The 18,474-nt window shown below is 34.2% G+C and carries 14 protein-coding genes; 6 read left to right on the top strand and 8 right to left on the bottom strand.

Annotation, left to right across the window (positions count from 1 at the left end; all coding sequences use genetic code 11):
• Positions 1-54: 54 nt before the first annotated feature.
• Positions 55-1,029 (bottom strand): polyprenyl synthetase family protein, encoded by a 975-nt coding sequence (locus AC0J6S_RS05735; protein ID WP_474955839.1) that lies wholly within the window; start codon positions 1,027-1,029, stop codon positions 55-57.
• Positions 1,030-1,239: 210 nt separating this feature from the next.
• On the opposite strand from AC0J6S_RS05735, the gene AC0J6S_RS05730 reads away from it, so the two are divergent.
• From AC0J6S_RS05730 to AC0J6S_RS05710, 5 genes are all read left to right on the top strand, one after another.
• Entirely contained in the window at positions 1,240-1,761 is a 522-nt protein-coding gene (locus tag AC0J6S_RS05730; RefSeq protein ID WP_474955838.1) for a YceI family protein, read from the top strand.
• Between the two features lie 155 nt (positions 1,762-1,916).
• Positions 1,917-2,513, top strand: coding sequence for a TetR/AcrR family transcriptional regulator (locus tag AC0J6S_RS05725; protein WP_474955837.1), 597 nt, complete (start codon positions 1,917-1,919; stop codon positions 2,511-2,513).
• A gap of 2 nt (positions 2,514-2,515) precedes the next feature.
• Positions 2,516-3,856 carry a TolC family protein gene (locus AC0J6S_RS05720; protein ID WP_474955836.1) on the top strand — a complete coding sequence of 447 codons (1,341 nt, stop codon included), beginning with the start codon at positions 2,516-2,518 and terminating at the stop codon, positions 3,854-3,856.
• A 4-nt stretch (positions 3,857-3,860) separates the two neighbouring features.
• Positions 3,861-4,922 carry an efflux RND transporter periplasmic adaptor subunit gene (locus AC0J6S_RS05715; protein ID WP_474955835.1) on the top strand — a complete coding sequence of 354 codons (1,062 nt, stop codon included), beginning with the start codon at positions 3,861-3,863 and terminating at the stop codon, positions 4,920-4,922.
• A 90-nt stretch (positions 4,923-5,012) separates the two neighbouring features.
• Positions 5,013-8,186 (top strand): efflux RND transporter permease subunit, encoded by a 3,174-nt coding sequence (locus tag AC0J6S_RS05710; protein WP_474955834.1) that lies wholly within the window; start codon positions 5,013-5,015, stop codon positions 8,184-8,186.
• 114 nt (positions 8,187-8,300) lie between these two features.
• Here the strand turns inward: AC0J6S_RS05710 and AC0J6S_RS05705 are convergent, their stop codons facing one another.
• The 5 genes from AC0J6S_RS05705 to AC0J6S_RS05685 form a co-directional block, all read right to left on the bottom strand.
• Positions 8,301-10,931 (bottom strand): hypothetical protein, encoded by a 2,631-nt coding sequence (locus tag AC0J6S_RS05705; protein WP_474955833.1) that lies wholly within the window; start codon positions 10,929-10,931, stop codon positions 8,301-8,303.
• A complete protein-coding gene (locus AC0J6S_RS05700; RefSeq protein WP_474955832.1) occupies positions 10,931-11,749 on the bottom strand; it encodes a GLPGLI family protein in 819 nt (272 codons plus the stop codon). Before AC0J6S_RS05700 ends, AC0J6S_RS05705 begins: the two co-directional genes overlap by 1 nt.
• Positions 11,750-11,807: 58 nt before the next feature.
• Positions 11,808-12,143: a hypothetical protein gene (locus tag AC0J6S_RS05695; RefSeq protein ID WP_474955831.1), complete on the bottom strand. Its 336-nt coding sequence runs from the start codon at positions 12,141-12,143 to the stop codon at positions 11,808-11,810.
• A 502-nt stretch (positions 12,144-12,645) separates the two neighbouring features.
• Positions 12,646-13,086, bottom strand: a complete 441-nt coding sequence (locus tag AC0J6S_RS05690) for a LexA family protein (protein WP_474955830.1) — start codon at positions 13,084-13,086, stop codon at positions 12,646-12,648.
• Positions 13,077-14,351 (bottom strand): Y-family DNA polymerase, encoded by a 1,275-nt coding sequence (locus AC0J6S_RS05685; RefSeq protein WP_474955829.1) that lies wholly within the window; start codon positions 14,349-14,351, stop codon positions 13,077-13,079. Before AC0J6S_RS05685 ends, AC0J6S_RS05690 begins: the two co-directional genes overlap by 10 nt.
• A gap of 392 nt (positions 14,352-14,743) precedes the next feature.
• Between AC0J6S_RS05685 and AC0J6S_RS05680 the strand changes: the two genes are divergently transcribed.
• Positions 14,744-15,406, top strand: a complete 663-nt coding sequence (locus tag AC0J6S_RS05680) for a hypothetical protein (protein ID WP_474955828.1) — start codon at positions 14,744-14,746, stop codon at positions 15,404-15,406.
• Between the two features lie 163 nt (positions 15,407-15,569).
• Here the strand turns inward: AC0J6S_RS05680 and AC0J6S_RS05675 are convergent, their stop codons facing one another.
• Both AC0J6S_RS05675 and AC0J6S_RS05670 read right to left on the bottom strand, forming a co-directional pair.
• On the bottom strand, positions 15,570-17,516 hold the full coding sequence (locus tag AC0J6S_RS05675; protein WP_474955827.1) for an OmpA family protein: 1,947 nt from the start codon (positions 17,514-17,516) through the stop codon (positions 15,570-15,572).
• Between the two features lie 15 nt (positions 17,517-17,531).
• On the bottom strand, positions 17,532-18,458 hold the full coding sequence (locus tag AC0J6S_RS05670; protein ID WP_474955826.1) for a PorP/SprF family type IX secretion system membrane protein: 927 nt from the start codon (positions 18,456-18,458) through the stop codon (positions 17,532-17,534).
• Positions 18,459-18,474 lie beyond the last annotated feature (16 nt).

Raw genomic sequence — 18,474 nt, 5'->3', positions numbered from 1 at the left:
TAAAATCAACTTTCAAAATCAACGCTGTTATTGATTATTGAAATTAAAATTGAATTATACTTTTCTTCCCATTAAGTTCTCACCAAAAGCCTTTAGCATTTCTTTTTTATCGAAGCTGATATTCATTTTATCCAAGGTTTGAAAAGCCTTAAACGTAAAATTCTGGATTGCATCCTGAGTGGCCTTTGAAGCACCCGAACTATTGAACAGCGCCTTTACACGTTCTATTTTATCGGTATTATCTTCTGGTTGAATTGAAAATAACCTTTTCAATTCCTCCGCTTCTTCTTCATTTGAAAACGCGACCGCTTTAAGGTACAAATATGTCTTTTTGTTTTCAATAATATCGCCACCTACTTGTTTTCCAAAGGTTTCCGGATTACCAAAAGCATCCAGAAAATCATCCTGCAACTGGAAAGCTAATCCTAAATTAAGTCCGAAATCATAGATTAAATTGGCGTTTTCTACAGAAGTTTCCGCAATAATTGCGCCCATTTTCATAGCTGCAGCAACTAAAACTGCGGTCTTATATTGAATCATTTTCAAATATTCCGCAATGGTTACATCGGTACGCTCTTCAAAATCAACATCCCATTGTTGTCCTTCGCAAACTTCGAGTGCCGTTTTGCTAAACAACTTTGCTAAATCCCTAAATATAAGAGGCTCGTATTGTTCGAAATATTGGTACGCTAAAATTAACATAGCGTCCCCTGACAAAATTCCGGTGTTCAAATTCCACTTTTCATGAACTGTTTCGTGACCTCTTCGCAAAGGCGCATCATCCATAATATCATCATGTACCAGCGAAAAATTATGAAAAACTTCGACAGCCAGAGCAGCAGGAAGCGCTTTCTTGTAATCTGCATCAAAAACCTCCGCACTCATTAAAGTAAGTACAGGACGCATTCTTTTTCCACCAAGATCTAATATATAATGTATAGGTTCGTATAAATTCCTTGGTTCTTTGGTTTCATATTGTGATTGCAAATAATCCGAAAGAAACTCTTGATACTGAAAAATGGTATGCATAAAATAAATTTTCGGCTAATTTACAGTATTCAGTTTGCATTACAAACTCCGTTTCATTATCAAATGTTAAATAAAACAAAAATACAATGGAAACTATTTTGGTATTCAAAGTTTCCGTCTTACATTTGCACTCGAATTTAACAATTCAAATCCTTAGATACTTTTTTAAGTGATTGTTAGTTCAATTAAATTTTAATATACCCGAGAATTATGAAAACTAAATGGACAATTGACTCCAATCAATCTGATGTTCTGATTAAAATGAGACATTCAATAATTGCATATTTAGCGGGCACCATCAACAAATTCTACGGGCATATTGATATTCAAAATAATGAAATTGAGGACGCCTCGATCGAATTTTCATTGGATGTAAACAACAAGGATGGAAAACTGGAACAAATAGACACGCATTTAAAAATGAATGACCTCTTTGATGTCACTGAATATCCTATCATTAGTTTTAAGTCAACTTCATTCGAAAAAGTAAATAAGAACATCAATTTCTTGAAAGGGAATTTAACTATCAAAAACATTACAAAAGTGGTAGAATTAGATGCGGAATTCATTGGAATAAACGCTTACAATGGCGATCAGAAAGCAGCATTTGAAATAACAGGTAAAATTAACCGTAAAGACTTTGGACTGACCTTTAATTCTTTCAATCAAACCAGTGGCTTGGCTTTGGGACAAGATATCAAACTGATTGCTAATCTTGAATTTACGATTTAACCAACCAATTTAAACTAAACGTTAAATAATTACAAATTAAATGGAAACTATTTTAGTTTTCAAAGTTTCCTTCTTACATTTGCACTCGATTTGATTAATCCGCCTTTACAATAAAACTTAATTAAAACATACTAAATCTATTTCAGCATAATAAGATGAAAGAAAAAATTATAAATAAAGCAAAAGATATGTTTCTGAGACTTGGATTCAAAAGCATAACCATGGATGATATTGCCGGTGAAATGTGTATTTCAAAGAAAACAATTTATAAATATTTTGCCAATAAAGAATTGTTAATACAGGAAAGCACGCAATTGCTTCACAAGGAAGTTCACGAGATTATCACCGAAATTATCTCTCGAGATTACAACGCAATTGAAGAAAACTTCCAGATTAGAAAAATGTTTGCTGATATGTTTAAATCTACAGACACTTCTCCTATTTATCAGCTTAAAAAACATTATCCGGAAGTTTACGAAACAGTTTTAGAGTATCAAGTTCAAGAATGTGAAAGTTGTTTTAAACAAAACATAGAAAAAGGAATTGCTCAAGGTTTGTACAGAAAAGAAATCAATATTCACGTTTATGTTAAACTTTATTACGCTTTGATTTTCACCATTAATGAAAATACCCGCTCCGAAAGAGATGCTGCGGCCTTAGAAATGGAAGCACTAGAATACCATACACGAGCAATGGCTACAGAAAAGGGAATTGCCGAATTAGAAAAAAACTTACATAATCCAATTATATAAAAATGAAAAAAATAGTACTTTTAATAATTCTGACATTTGCGCTTGGCGCCAATGCACAACAAGTTAAATCGCTCACGCTGAAAGAAGCCATTAACTTCGCTTTAGAGAATAAAGCCGATGCCAAAAAAGCTAAACTACAAGTGGAAAACAGCGAATACCAAATTCAGGAAGTACGCTCCAGAGCTTTACCACAAATTTCAGCCAACGGAAATCTGACTTACAATCCTGTGATACAAACTACGGTTATTGATGGAGCTGGATTTGGACAACCAGGAACAACCATTCAAGCTGCTTTTGGTCAAAAATGGATTTCAACAGCTGGTGTTTCTTTGACTCAAGCAATTTTTGACCAAACGGTTTTTACCGGTTTGAAGGCAGCAAAATCTACTAGAGAGTTTTACCAAATCAACAACCAGTTGAGCGAAGAACAAGTAATTGAGCGCGTAGCCAATAATTATTATCAGGTGTATGTTCAAAGACAAAAACTAACGGTTATTGATAGTACCTATAAAAATACGAATAAAGTAAAAGACATTATCAAAGGACAATTTGACAACGGATTGGCTAAGAAAATTGATTTAGATAGAATTTTAGTAAAAATTTCAAACATCAATACGCAACGCCAACAAGTACTGAATGCGGTTCAAATTCAAGAAAATGCATTGAAATTTTACATGGGAATGCCTATAGAAACGCAAATTGAGATACCACAAACTGCATTTGAAGTAAGTCCACAATCGCTATCTGAAATTCCAAATACAGCAAACAGAACGGAATATTTACTTTTGAAAAAACAAGAACAACTTTTATTTTATCAAAAGAAGGCTGCTGAAGCTGCGTATTATCCAACATTATCATTGAACGCGGGGTACAATTACATTGGTCAAGGTCCTGTTATGCCTATTGGAGGAAAACCTGCTGATGGAGTTTATTGGTCTGATTTCTCATCAATTGGACTGAATTTGAAAGTACCAATTTTTACTGGATTTGGGACTCGTGCCAAAGTAAGACAATCTGATATTCAAATCAGAACGGTTCAAGAAGATTTGGTTGACACTAAATTATCGCTTGATCTGGCTTTCGCCAATGCAAAAACGCAAATTGATAATAGCTTAACCACTATTAACAATCAAAAAGAGAATGCGCAATTAGCTAAAGAAGTTTTAGACAATACCAGAAATAATTATATTCAAGGATTAGCTTCTTTAACTGACCTATTGGATGCTGAAAACTCTTTGACGGAAGCACAAAACAACTATACATCAGCCATACTGGAATACAAACTGGCAGAAATACAATTAATCAAATCAAAAGGAGAATTAAAATCACTTATAAATAATTAACAAAATGAAAAAAAGCATACTTACCATAGTACTAATTGTTGCCACTTTAGGGATTATTGCCTACGTTTTAATGAATAACAAAAAAGAAAACGAAGCAAAAACTGCTGTAGTAGCAGAAAAAAATGCTAGCATTTCAGTAAAAGTAGCAACGGTAAAAACTGAAGAAGTTTCCCTTGATTTTGTAGCCAATGGAAATTTTGCACCGCTGCAAGAATTAAGCTTTTCTGCTGAGAAGCCAGGAAGAGTAGTTCGTGTGTTAGTTGATGAAGGAAACAGAGTTCGAATTGGTCAAACCTTAGCAATTGTAAGAAGCGAACAAATTACAGCTGATTTACAAACTGCACAAGCATCCTATCAAAATGCTTTGACCGACTACAGTCGTTTTGAAAATGCCTTTAAAACAGGTGGTGTGACTAAACAACAATTAGATCAGGCAAAATTGAATCTGGTAACTTCAAAATCAAGATTACAACAAGCAAGAGTTAATATTGGTGATACTAACATCAAAGCGACAATCAACGGAATTGTAAATAAAAAATACATTGAGCCAGGATCTGTTCTTGGTGCGGGAACTCAATTGTTTGACATTGTTAATGTTTCTAAATTGAAACTAAAGGTCAATGTCAATGAAAATCAGGTTGCAGGTTTAAAAGTAGGAACTACACTATCTGTAAAAGCGAGTGTGTATCCAGATGCAACATTCTCAGGGAAAATCTCATTCATCGCCCCAAAATCGGACGCAAGTTTGAACTTTCCTGTAGAAATAGAAATTGGTAATAATGCTGCAAATGATTTGAAAGCAGGAATGTACGGAACTGCTAAATTTTCTGCAAATCAAGGAAAACAATCGTTGATGATTGTTCCTAGAAATGCTTTTGTAGGAAGTGTAAGCAGCAATGAAATATTTGTAATTGAAAACGGAACTGCTAAACTAAAAACGGTTACTGCCGGAAGAATTCTTGGTGATAAAGTAGAAATTTTAGGTGGGCTTTCAGAAGGTGAAACTGTAATTGTTACCGGTCAAATCAACCTTCAAGACGGATCTAAAGTGGATGTTATTAAATAAAGTAATTAGTGATTAGTGAACAGTTATTAGCCAAAAGCTTTTTACTATTTACTATTCACTTATCACTTATCACTCTTTTAAAATAAAAAAATGAAATTAGCAGAAATATCCATAAAACGTCCTTCATTAGTCATCGTTTTATTTACGATACTAACTTTAGGAGGACTGTTCAGTTACAGCCAATTAGGCTACGAATTGATTCCAAAATTTGAAACCAACGTGATTTCGATTGCAACGGTTTATCCCGGAGCATCACCTAGTGAGGTCGAAAATACCGTTACCAAAAAAATTGAAGACGCAATTTCATCTTTAGAAAACATAAAGAAGATCGACTCTAAGTCCTTTGAAAGTTTATCTTCGGTGTCTATAACACTGACATCTAATGCTGATGTTAATATTTCAATGAATGATGCACAGCGTAAAATAAACGCTATCATAAACGACTTACCGGATGATGCGGAAGCCCCTTCCCTAAACAAGTTTTCGTTGAGCGATTTACCAATTATGACTATTGGCGCCAATGGAAAAATGGATGAAGTTGCATTCTATGACTTAGTAGATAAAAAATTAGCGCCCGTATTATCTCGTGTACAAGGAGTCGCACAAGTAAACATTACCGGTGGACAAGAACGAGAAATTCAGGTCAATCTTGATGCAGTAAAAATGCAAGCCTACGGACTTTCGGTACCACAAGTGCAACAGAACATTCTATCCTCTAATTTGGATTTCCCTACAGGAAATATTCAAACCCGTGAGCAAAAAATATTAATCCGTTTAGCCGGAAAATATAAGAATGTTGAAGAGTTAAGAAACTTAATTGTTTCTTCAAGAGGCGGAATACAAGTTCGTTTAGGCGAAATCGCAGATGTGCAAGACACGCAAAAAATCACGGAGAAAGTGGCTCGTGTAAACCAGAAAAGTGCTATTATTTTGCAAATCATAAAACAGTCCGATGCTAATGCGGTTGCGGTGAGTGAAGAGTTGGTGAAAACAATTGCTAAACTAGAAGCGGAGTACAAAACGACTGAATTAAAACTAGAAATCGCAAAAGACAGTACTGTATTTACACTTGAAGCTGCTGATGCCGTGGTACATGATTTACTTATTGCAGTACTTTTAGTAGCATTTGTAATGTTGTTTTTCTTACACAGTATTCGAAACTCATTGATTGTAATGATTTCGATCCCTGCATCGTTAATTGCTACTTTTATCGGAATCTACTTAATGGGATACACCTTGAACTTAATGAGTTTATTGGGACTTTCACTTGTTGTAGGTATTCTTGTGGATGATGCTATTGTGGTTCTAGAAAATATTTACAGGCACATGGAAATGGGCAAAAACAAAGTTCGAGCTGCCTATGATGGTACGGCCGAAATTGGTGGAACTGTAGTATCGATTACACTTGTAATTGTAGTTGTATTTTTACCAATTGCATTGAGTTCTGGACTGGTTTCTAACATCATTACGCAATTTTGCGTTACGGTAATTATATCCACTTTATTGTCATTAGTGGCATCATTTACTATCATTCCTTGGTTATCATCCAGATACGGAAAACTAGAACATATTGAAGGTAAAAACTTTTTTGGAAGAATCATTCTTGGTTTTGAAAGTTATTTAACCCGTTTCATCAATTGGATTTCTGGATTATTGACTTGGAGTTTAGATCATTACAAAACGACACTTGCCATTGTTCTAATTTTATTCTTCAGCTCAATTGCATTGGTACCAGCAGGATTTATTGGTGGGGAGTTCTTTGCAGCATCAGATAGTGGTGAGTTTTTAGTTCAAATCGAAATGCCAAAAGATGCATCGTTAGAAAAAACCAACTTCATGACGCAAAAAGCAGAGGCCTTTTTAGACAACGAAGCTTTTGTCGAAAGCCAGTTTACTATTGTGGGTCAAACCAGTGGTGGCCTTGGAGCTTCGCAAGCAACTGCATACAAATCAGAAATTAACGTAAAAATGGTCCAATTAGACCAACGCGATGAACCTGCAAATGTGTATGCCGCTAAAACCAAACGTAAATTAGAAAAATTATTAGTGGGTGCCAAAGTAAAAACGGTTCCCGTAGGTATTTTAGGAACAGCTGAAGATGCTACTTTAGGACTTATTGTAACAGGTCCAGATGTAGAAAGCGCTATGAAATTTGCCATTGCTGCTGAAAAAGAATTGCGTACAATTCCTGGAGCTACTGAAATTGAATTATCAGTAGAGGACGGAAATCCTGAAGTAAGCGTAAAAGTAGACAGAGATAAAATGGCCGCACTTGGTTTGAGTTTACAAACGGTGGGTATAACCATGCAAACGGCTTTTAGCGGAAATACCGACGGACGTTTTAGAGCGGGCGAATACGAATATGACATCAATATTAAATACAATGCATTCGATAGAAAAAGTATTGCTGATGTAAGCAACTTGATTTTCATCAATGATATGGGTCAACAAATCAAGTTAAATCAATTTGCAACCGTTACGGAAGGTTCTGGTCCAAGCCAATTGGAACGTAGGGACAAAACGGCATCTGTGACAGTGAAAGGGCAAAACGTGGGAGTTGCTTCTGGAACAATTGTTGCGCAATGGCAAGAAAAAATAGATCAACTAAAAAAACCTACCGGTGTCAACTACATTTGGGGTGGTGATCAAGAAAACCAGTCAGAAGGTTTTGGAACATTAGGAATTGCTTTATTGGCTGCTATTATCTTGGTTTACCTTGTAATGGTTTCCTTATACGACAGTTTTGTGCATCCATTTGTAGTATTATTTGCTATTCCGCTTTCGTTCATTGGAGCATTACTAGCACTAGCATTAACGAATAACACCTTGAACATCTTTACGATTCTTGGAGTCATCATGCTTATTGGTCTGGTATGTAAGAATGCGATCATGCTTGTGGATTACACCAACCAACGTAGAGCCGCTGGTGAAACCATTAGAACCGCATTAATTCAAGCGAATCATGCGCGTCTTCGTCCAATTTTAATGACAACAATTGCAATGGTTTTTGGTATGTTCCCAATTGCATTAGCTGCTGGAGCTGGAGCCGAATGGAAAAACGGACTAGCTTGGGTAATTATTGGTGGATTGATAAGTTCCTTATTCCTAACCTTGATTGTCGTTCCAGTAATTTATGAAATCATGGAGAAATTGATTGCTAAATTCAGTAAAGGAGAAAAAGTTGATTACGAAGCGGAAATGGTTGCTGATTATGACCATATCGAACTAAGCGAAGATGGTTTTAATCCAAAACATACGGTATAAAACGTAATAATTTTAAAATACGAAACCTGTTCATTTGTTTGAACAGGTTTTTTTTGGGGCGTGTTGGGTACAATTAAAAATGTTTTCTTGTTCTAAAACCTGTTTTAGGAGTTATTATAGCGAAAATTTAATCTTAAACAACAATTGCCTTGGTCTTAACATAAAATTAGTTGCCACATAACTAAAATCACTGACATTAATGGTTTTGAAATTATTGGTACCAAAAACATTGTTCACTTGCATCTCAAAATCAATTTTTTTCTTTTGAATCGTGTATCGATAAATAAAATCTGCAAAAACATTTTCGTTTCTTTCATTGAACAAGGTAGTGTTTATATACTCTGACTTTAATCCTACATATTGTTTGCTTTTAAAATTAAAATTCAGATTCAAAACATGATTTTGTTGTTTTACTTGCGGTTGTTTTTGTTCCTCAATTTTATTGTTTGAAAACGTCCAACTAGCCGCGTATTCCAAATTAAACCAATCCGTTAAATCGGTATCTATTTTACTTCCAAAAATCAAATTTTGATTTGCAATGTCTACTAAATTACCATTAATAATTTGCTGAAATTCCTGCAAAGCAAAACTGCTATTAAGCGTTAGATTTGATTTAATTGCTGAAATATATTTCCCAATTCGAGTTGAAAAATTATGACTGTATCTCATATTTAATTGTTCAATCGCATCAATTGAAACTGCTCCATTTGCTAAAACTTCACTTTGATACAGTAAATTATTCTCACTTTGTACATTGCTGTAGCTAGTATTAAAAAAAAGTGCCTTTACAGGATTCCTAAACGAGACTCCCACATTATAATTTTGGATTGTGGATTGTGGCAAGGGAGAAATTATGCGCTTGATGCTTCGATAATTTTGTAAAATATAGCCGTAATGCAACTGGTTTATAGTACCAAATTGATTTGAAATTCCTGCCGAAGAATTAATTTTCCAATAAGAATTTACATCATAGTTCACCGTCAGTCGAGGTTCAAAAGTAGTTTGACTTACGTTTTCAGACTGTTGTAGCGGAGAATCTTTGATCCTGTACGAATGCAAATTAATTGGAGTTGACAATTCAATTCGCCAATTCGCTTTTTTAAATTGAGTATTCAAATCAAAATATACTTTAGAACGAAACCAATCTAGAGTATTCGAAAAATCAGGACTTAAAACGCTATTGGTTGATGTAACTATATCACTATTGAGTTTTTGATTTTCTAATTGCAAACCTACTTTTGACTCCAATGTAAAGTTCTTTATCGCTTTGATCATCGACAAGGAATTATTTGTGTAATAGGTAAGTAAAGCTACCTGTTGCTTAACCGAGTCATATGGTTCATTTTCGTTAAGTAAACCTTCAAACTGTCCGGGATTTACACGCAGTTCTTGTGGTGTTTTGTTTAAACCTAGGTATGAAAAAAGCACAACCTTTTGTTTTCCTAAAGAAAAAATTGATTTCAAATTATTTGAAAACCTAAAATATTCATTACTCAAATCTTGCTTTAAAACCTCGTTATTCAAAACGATATTCCCGCGCTGACTATCCCAAAAGCCCTGAAACTCCAGACTATTTTTGAAATAATTTTTGGTGGTGTTTTTTTGAAGTGTAAAGTTTGTTTGCAAAGAATTGTAATAGAATTGATTGTATTTTTCTTCTAACAAATCAATTGTACCCGAAGGCGTAAAAAACTGCGTATTGGTAAAACCTTTTTGCTGTTGATAATCATTTAAATACGAAACATTCACCCGCAATTCATAGTCTTTTTTTAACTTTTGCAAATAATTGCTCGACAATAAGTGAATGGAATTATCAAGCCATCTTTTTTCAGAAAATTTTGGATTGGCTAATTGTTGTACTGCAAGCCAATCTATTTTCTCTGAATTGTTTTCAAATTGATTCAGTAAATCTTCAATCGTTAATTTTTTAAGCTGCAACGCCACATTATCTCCCGTATTATTCGTTTGATAGGTAGTGAGCATTTGTCTTTTTTTAGAAAAAAGCATCGGAGTAATATTAGCATCCCAAAGTAGCGGGGTTAAACCACTTCCAAGCCTCGCTTGACCTGTAAAAGTATAGGTGTTTTTAAGTTTGATATTGAGCGCCGTTCGATCAGAAAACTGTAAACTATCCAGTGTTTTTATGGGCTGATGGTTCTCTAGAATTTGTACTTGAGAAACCTCTTGATAAGGCAAGTTATCATTAGCTAAATTGTATTTCCCTTCTAACAAATCTAGGCCTTCAATATAATATTTATTAATTGCTTTACCTTGATATAAAATTTTACCATCAGGAAGCACTTCAATTCCTGGCATTCTCTTTAACACATCACCAATGCTGCGGTCTTGCTCTTTTGAAAATGAATTTACCAAATAGCGCAGAGTATCGCCTTTTTGTAAAATAGGCGCTGCTTTAACGGAAACCTCCTTTAAGACAAATGACTTTTCAGAAAGAATGAAATTTTTAATTTGCGAAGTATTAGTAATTGCATTTACTACGGTTTCATATCCCATGCAGCGTACTTCCAAATCTAGTTCAGGATCGGGACTGACAAAGGTAAATGCAAACACCCCGTTATTATCTGTAATGGCATACGCTATAATAGTAGATGATGATTTTTTATAAATGGATACACTGGCGTAAGCAATTGCTTTAGCTCGAACGTTTTCAACTTGTCCTTTAATTATGGTTTGAGAAAACATGCAATTGCATAAAAATAACAGCAACCAAAAAACTTTTCTCATTAATCTGTAAGTTCCATAGGATTGTTTTCAAATTTCATCTTTTCTTTAGCTCTTTGATCGGCTAAATCGTTAAATTCCTTAGGAAAAGTCATTCCTCCTGCATTTACAATCGATGAAGGTTTTTCCCTGTATCTCTTTTTTAATAGCTGATATTCTTCTTTGGTTAATAAAATAGGCCTTTTCGCTACATCGGCGGTATTGCAAAAACTGGAACTGTTTTTTATACTTGCAACATTAAACTGATAGTGCTTATTGGTATCATAAATTGATAAAATTAAACCCGGTAAACCATGAAATTTGTAAGGACCGTCAGCGATGCTAATTTCTGTAGTGTACCAAGCAACATAGGTCCTACCTGCGAACTCGGTAGTTGCTTTTTTGCAGATATAACCTAAAATTTCCTTTTGTCCCTCTTGAATTTTCCATTCAAATTTATCAATGTTTTGATTAAAAGTATAAGTATCACCCCTAATCCAATCACTAAAAATCGTTTGATTCGAATTGTACTCTTTTACGATGGTATAATTTACCCTGGTTTTTGGGACGGCTTTTCTATCAGGAAGACCATCTGACTCTTTCCAATTTTTATCCAAATCCATTAACTTCATCTTATTCAAACTAGCGTAGAAAGAAAAATTTTTGGAAATTTTTAATACCATTTGCTCTTTTTGTTTGCTCAGAGTATCCTCTTTGTTCACCTGATAAGTAAAGTCATAAATAATTTCATATCGTAGAGTGTCTTTTGGGAATTTTTGAGCGTAAATTAAAACTCCTGAAAATTGGAAAATAATTATGAGTAAAAGTGATTTAATATTCATTTTTTTGTTTTTAAAAAAAAATATGGCTGATTTTCAGCCATATCAAATATTCAAAGAATTAACAACCTGTCTCTTCACAAATTATTGCTGACGCAGTTAGGAAAGCTGTGTATGGAGTATAATATGTACTGTCATAACTTACTATCCACTCATTCCCACAATCATCAAGGAATAAAAAAGATTTATCCAACTGTACAAACTTAACAATATTTAACGTCCCACTATTTACCATCTCTATAAAAGTGGCGTAATCAATTTTTTTAGAAGTTTTAAAATCTAAAAATTTTTCATTACCCAAACTTTCCAATTGTTTTTCATTAATTATGCTATTATTTGCAAAAGCAAATGATCCAATCATAGCAAATGCTAATGTAAACATTACTTTTTTTTTCATAATTTATAGTTTAATAGTTGCTCCATTAAGGACTTGAGCGGTTAGTTTTCGTCCTGGTAGGTAGTTTATCGTGATTCCTTATCACTATTTTATTTTTAATTTTCTTTGGTTATAAATAAACAAAACCCCGCAATTCGTAGCTACTGAATATTTTTCACACTAAGATTTATTGATTCTTATTGCAAGACAAATCTGAAAAAAAAAAACAGTTTTACTATTATTTAACAAATAATTAACAATATTATTCATGTTTTTTAAAAAGCAGATCCTTAACGCACAATAATTTAAAAAAATTAGCATCGGAATATTGAAAAGTCTATATTCTTTTCTAGTAAAGTACATGTAACGTACAACGGTGAAAAGATTCCTGATTACGACCACCGAGAATTAAATGTGGACGGAGTTACTCCAAAACACTAACGCTTTCTCATAACATAAAAACGACCTGCTCTTGATAGATGCAGGTCGTTTTTTATATCAATAAGTTAAAAGAGTATCGTAACTACAGCTTTTTAATCACATAAGTCACAATTCCCCAAATAATTAATTGGTTTTCTTCGGTGACTTTTATAGGAGCATAATCGGAGTTTTCGGGCATCAGATACAAACAGTCTTTCTCAACTTGCATGCGTTTCACCGTAAACTCACCATCGATAAAACAAATCGCAATTTTATTGTTTTGCGGTTCCAAGCTTCTATCCACAACAAGAACATCTTTGTCATTGATTCCCGCATCAATCATTGAATTCCCCTTGACTTTTATATAAAATGTGGCCAGTGGATTTTCACTCAATTGTTTGTTCAAATCAATGCTCATTTCCATAAAATCAGCTGCCGGCGATGGAAATCCTGCCGAAACACCTTCGCTGATGAAAGGAATGCGCAATTCACTTTCAAAATCAGGTAGAAAAAAAGTCAGTTTTTGATCTTTGTTTATAGACATTTGATTTCGAGTATATCTTTAAAATTAGTAGTGTACTTAGGTGACAAATGCCTTTGATTCATATTCCAAGTCAATCTTAAATTTTGGGTAGCCAACTTTACTTTTTTATCTCCAATTTTTTTATTCAGACCGTCCATTACTTTCATCAGTAACAAATGTTTTGGATTTTCCTCATCAAACAACTGCAACTGTTTTTTGTTTTCATCAATCAATTCAGTGACAATAACGCCCGCTTTTTTGAATTTTAAATGCTCATTTCCTTGGTGCAGTTTTTTCAGCATTGAGATCGCGGCATTCGAAATTGTCAGCGTAGAGTTTGACCCATACGGTAATGTAACCGCCATGTTAAAATAATATTGGGAGGTTTGCACTGTATGTTTATCCACTACAAGCATCACAATAATAGTATGACAGCAGGAATTTTGTTTTCGTAATTTTTCTGCGCAAACGGCTGCAAAAGTAGCTACACGTTCGCGCAGCAAATCAAAATCAGCAATTTGTTTGGGAAAACTTCTGGTTGTGGCGATACTTTTCTTTTGGTCTACAATGGGTTCTAAATCCAAGACTGATTTTCCTTCGAGTTCGTATTTTAAACGCATACCAATCACGCCCATTTCTTTTTTGATCCAAGCTTCGTGTTGCGGTGCAGTAAAATCTAAAGCAGTCACAATATTTTTGGCTTTCATCTTTTTATTCATTCGGTAACCAATGCCCCAAACATCTTCAATCTTTGTCCATTTCAAGGCTTTGATGCGCTTTTCTTCGCTATCAATAACGTAAACCCCTTTCGTTCTGTCTTGAAACTTTTTGGCAATTTTATTAGCTACTTTAGACAATGCTTTGGTTTCGGCAAAGCCAATGCAAACGGGAATTCCTACCCATTTTTGCACACGGGTTTTCATTTGGATTCCATAATCATGATAATCGGAAATCGTTAAACCATCAAAATTCAGGAACGCTTCGTCGATGCTGTAAATTTCTAGATTTGGTGTAAACTGACCTAAAATTACCATAACCCGATTGCTCAAATCACCATACAACGCATAATTAGAAGAAAATACTTGCACATTTTTCTCTTTTACCAATTCCTTAATCTGGAATGCTGGAGCACCCATAGGAATCCCAACCGCTTTCGCTTCATTACTTCTGGAAATAACACAGCCATCATTATTTGACAAAATCGCAACCGGTTTCCCGTTGAATTTCGGTTGAAAAACACGTTCGCAGGAGGCGTAAAAATTGTTACAATCGACTAATGCATACATGCTGCAAAATTACTTAATATCAACTGATACGAGTAAGTAACAAAAGTTAATTTTAAGCACTGTTGATAAGTAGTTTTCAAATTAAAAGTTTTTAAAAACAAGATAATTTCTCTTTTATTGGAATTATTTCGTTGTTAAAAACGCAAGAAAAAGTATAAACCGAATCATCAATTTTATTAAAAAAATCTTAATATATCGTATTTAATAAAATTATTTTTCAATCATAAAACATTGATTTTAAATTATTTAAATTCGTAAAAACAATATTCAATCTAAAAACACAAAACCTTTATTCCATTTTCTGGCACGCTACTTGGATATACCTAATCAAATAAAACAAAAAGCGAAAGCCGAAAAGCTTAAGAGTAGGCAAAATTCAAAATAACTGTATCATGAAAAAAATTACCCTTTTAGTTGCTAGTATCTTCGTTTTTGGAGGTAGTATAGCGAACGCAGCAGAGAAAATCGATTTTTCTGTAGAAAGAAGATCTCCAGTAGATTTTAGAGACGCCGACCCAATTGTATTCACAGAACGTGGAATTGAGTTCTTCGTATTCCCTGACGGACAATTAGATTTTAATACACGCCCTACAACAGGCCGCGATATGTATTACAAATCAAGCCGAAAAAATGGTATCAATAAAACCTTTGGTGCGCCAGGCAATATCCGAAACGGAAATTATGGTGTAAAAATGCAGCACGACAATATGGGTCGAGTACGACAAGTTGGGAATGTGTTCATCAATTATGATGTGAATGACAGAGTAAAAAGAATTGGCTCTGTTTACATGACCTACAACCGTTTTGCATTAGAAAGAGTTGGCGGATTAGAAATTATTTACAACCGTCGTGGTCAAATTGTCGATACTTTTGGTGCCGTAAAAGGAGGAAGAGCCTACCAATACGGCCAAAACAGTAACAGCAACAATGATTTTGGTAACAACCAAAACTCAAATGACGATGACCTTTACTATTACAGAACAAATGGCATAAAAGCCAAAGTTGAAAAAACTAAAGTAGTTGATAACGCTGTCATTGTATTAAATAGAAGATAATTATTTGGTTTGGAATAACTGGTTAGAAAAATCCCGCTGGTACTCGTATCAGCGGGATTTTGAATTTAAACAATTTTCTATCAATATAAATAATTATATTTTGGACCTAAAAAAATTAAAAATCGACCAATAGAATGGACTTTTTATACTTCCATATTCCGTTTTATTGTATAGATACTATAACAAACTCGCTTCGCCTGTTCGCTTCATGCTGCTCCTCTGAACAAGGCACATCATCAGCACAAGTATTCACTAATTGTGTTTCACCGTATCCTTTTCCAGTTAATCTATCGGATGATATTCCATTTTTAATCAACCATTCAACAGTTGCTTTAGCTCTTCTATCCGATAACTTTTCATTGTATTTATTGGTTTGTCTGCTATCCGTGTGCGAACGTACATCTATTTTCATCTTCGGATTTGCTTCCATAACTGATAGTATTTTCTCTAGTTCAAATGCAGCATCTTTTCTAATAGCCGACTTGTCTAAATCAAAGTAGATGATTGGTATATTCAGCGTTTTGGCTAAATCAGTACCAACGCCTATTTCTTTAATACGTTTTTCTAATTGTAATGACAACTCTGTTTTACCAGTTCTATTTCGTATTATAACCTTTGCTTCTGTAGTTTCATACGACATTTTATCTGCTCTTACATAATATGTTTTACCACACACTGCCTCAAAATTATATCTCCCTGTTTCATCGATTAAACTCTCTTTTACTAACTTAAATTCGTCATCGAACAAACTTACTTTTGCATCTGATAATTGTATCCCTGTCTCCTTATCTGTGATAATTCCCCACAACATTTGCTCGCAAGTCAGTTTTCGTAGTTCTGTAAATCTGTAAATATCATCATACCCATTGCCGCCTTCTCTATTCGATGTAAAAAAACCATTACGATTTTTACTATTGATTAAAAAAGCAAAATCATCTAGAGGCCCATTAATGGGTGACCCTACGTTTTGGACTTCTCCAAAAAGATTAGATTCCCCTATTTTTGAAACAAATATATCTAATCCTCCTAGTCCTGGGTGTCCATCACTTGCAAAGTACAATTCATTATCTTTGGTTATAAAAGGAAATGTTTCTCTACCTTCTGTATTAATTGATTTCCCTAAATTTTTTGGCGATCCATAACTACCATCTGAGTTTATCGTCACACTAAACAAATCGGATTGTCCTATTGTCCCTGGCATATCAGAAGCAAAGTACAAGATTTTCTCATCCAAACTCAAGGCAGGATGCGCTACACTATATTCATTACTATTGAAGGGCAATTCTATAACATTTTGCCACTTTCCAGCCTCGAACGTAGCCTTATACAATTTTAGTAAAACTATTCTTTCCGAACTTCTTTGCTTTTTACCATCTAAATAATTGTTTCTGGTGAAATACATTGTTTTCTCGTCTCGTGTAAACACCGGAGTTGACTCATGGAATTTAGAGTTGATACTTTTATCAAAACGAATTGCTTTTCCCATCTCTCCATCTGGCTTTATTTCCGAAAAATACAAATTGGTAAATGATTTATTATTCCATTTGAACACTTTCTTTGCAACTCCACCTGTATCTCTTGCTGATGCAAACACCAAATTATCTTTCAAAAAAGAACTCCCATAATCAGAATATTCGGAATTTATACCTGCATCTACTACTTCAAAACGACCCGAATTAGTTTTTATGTCCTCCAGATAATTTTTTTGTTCTGCATAAAGTTTTCCCCGCTGATCATTTTTCGATCGCTTATTAAATTCTTCTAACATCGTATCGGCTTTGGTATAATTACCCACAGCTTTTAATGTTTGCGAATAGCGGTAATAATATTCTGGCTCCTGTTCTTGATTCATAGCGAAAAGTTCAGTGTACCATTTCTCTGCTTTGACAAGATCTGCTATAAAATAGTAAGCATTACCCAATTTTTGAAACATTTTCTCATCCTTATATCCTTTTGAGGCTACATACTCATAGGTATAAATAGCATCTACGTACGAATAATTTTCATACTTTTTATCAGCTGAAGGTACCTTAGCTTTCTGACTATATCCTGACAATGTCAACAGCAGCAATACCGTACTGTAACTATAAAATATTTTTCTTATTTTCATAATGCTTTACGTTATTTAGAAGAATCTTGGAGAAATTATTTTGGTGTAGTTATTGAACAATTCATATCGCAAAAAGATTTCATGAGAACCTGAATTGTAATTGGCTAGTCGTGTGGTTTCTAAGTCGTATCCATATCCTATGAACCATGAATCAGTTACTTGAAAGCCTACCATAGCACTTACCGCGGCACTCCATCTGTACGCTACTCCCATAACAAACTTATCATTGAACATGAAGTTTGTTGATAAATCTACCTGCAAAGGAGCTCCCTGAACATACTTAGTTAATAATGATGGTTTGAATTTTACATTGTAACTTAAATCAAAAACATGCCCCGCTATTAAATACAAATTAATCTTTTCTTTGGCAACGTGACTATTAGCACCTGTTGCAGCATATCGATCAAAATGTTTCGTCTGCAGCAAATAGGGAGCAGACAAACCAACATAAGATTTATCCGAATGCAAATAAAAGCCAACCCCAATATTCGGGGAAAATTTATTGTCAATATTAGTCTGAAAAGCATAATCATTCTGATCGTACTGGCTCAATCTATTAAAATCTACATTCAACAAATTAGCCGATGCTTTTATTCCGAAAGACAATTTATAACGCTCCGAAGTATTGATGCTATATGATAAATCAATGGCAAGATTATTTTCATCAGACGGACCAATTCTGTCGTTTATTATCGATACGCCCACACCTAAATTACTACCATTGATAGGTGTATTAACTGAGGCTGTGTTAGTGATTGGAGCTCCTTCGAGTCCAACCCACTGCGTTCGATGAAGTGCAAAAATACTCATCGATTCACGAGAACCAGCATAACCTGGATTGATATTAACCGTATTGTACATGTACTGGGTAAACTGTGCATCTTGTTGTGCACTTAATGTACCTGTCAGCAGCAGCAGTATTACTATTAATTTTGTTTTCATATTCAATTTTTTAGCT

The organism is Flavobacterium sp. TS_SC_5 (genome assembly GCF_056156265.1).
The sequence above is the reverse complement of the archived record's forward strand: the minus strand, read 5'-3'. Positions and strand labels throughout refer to the sequence as shown.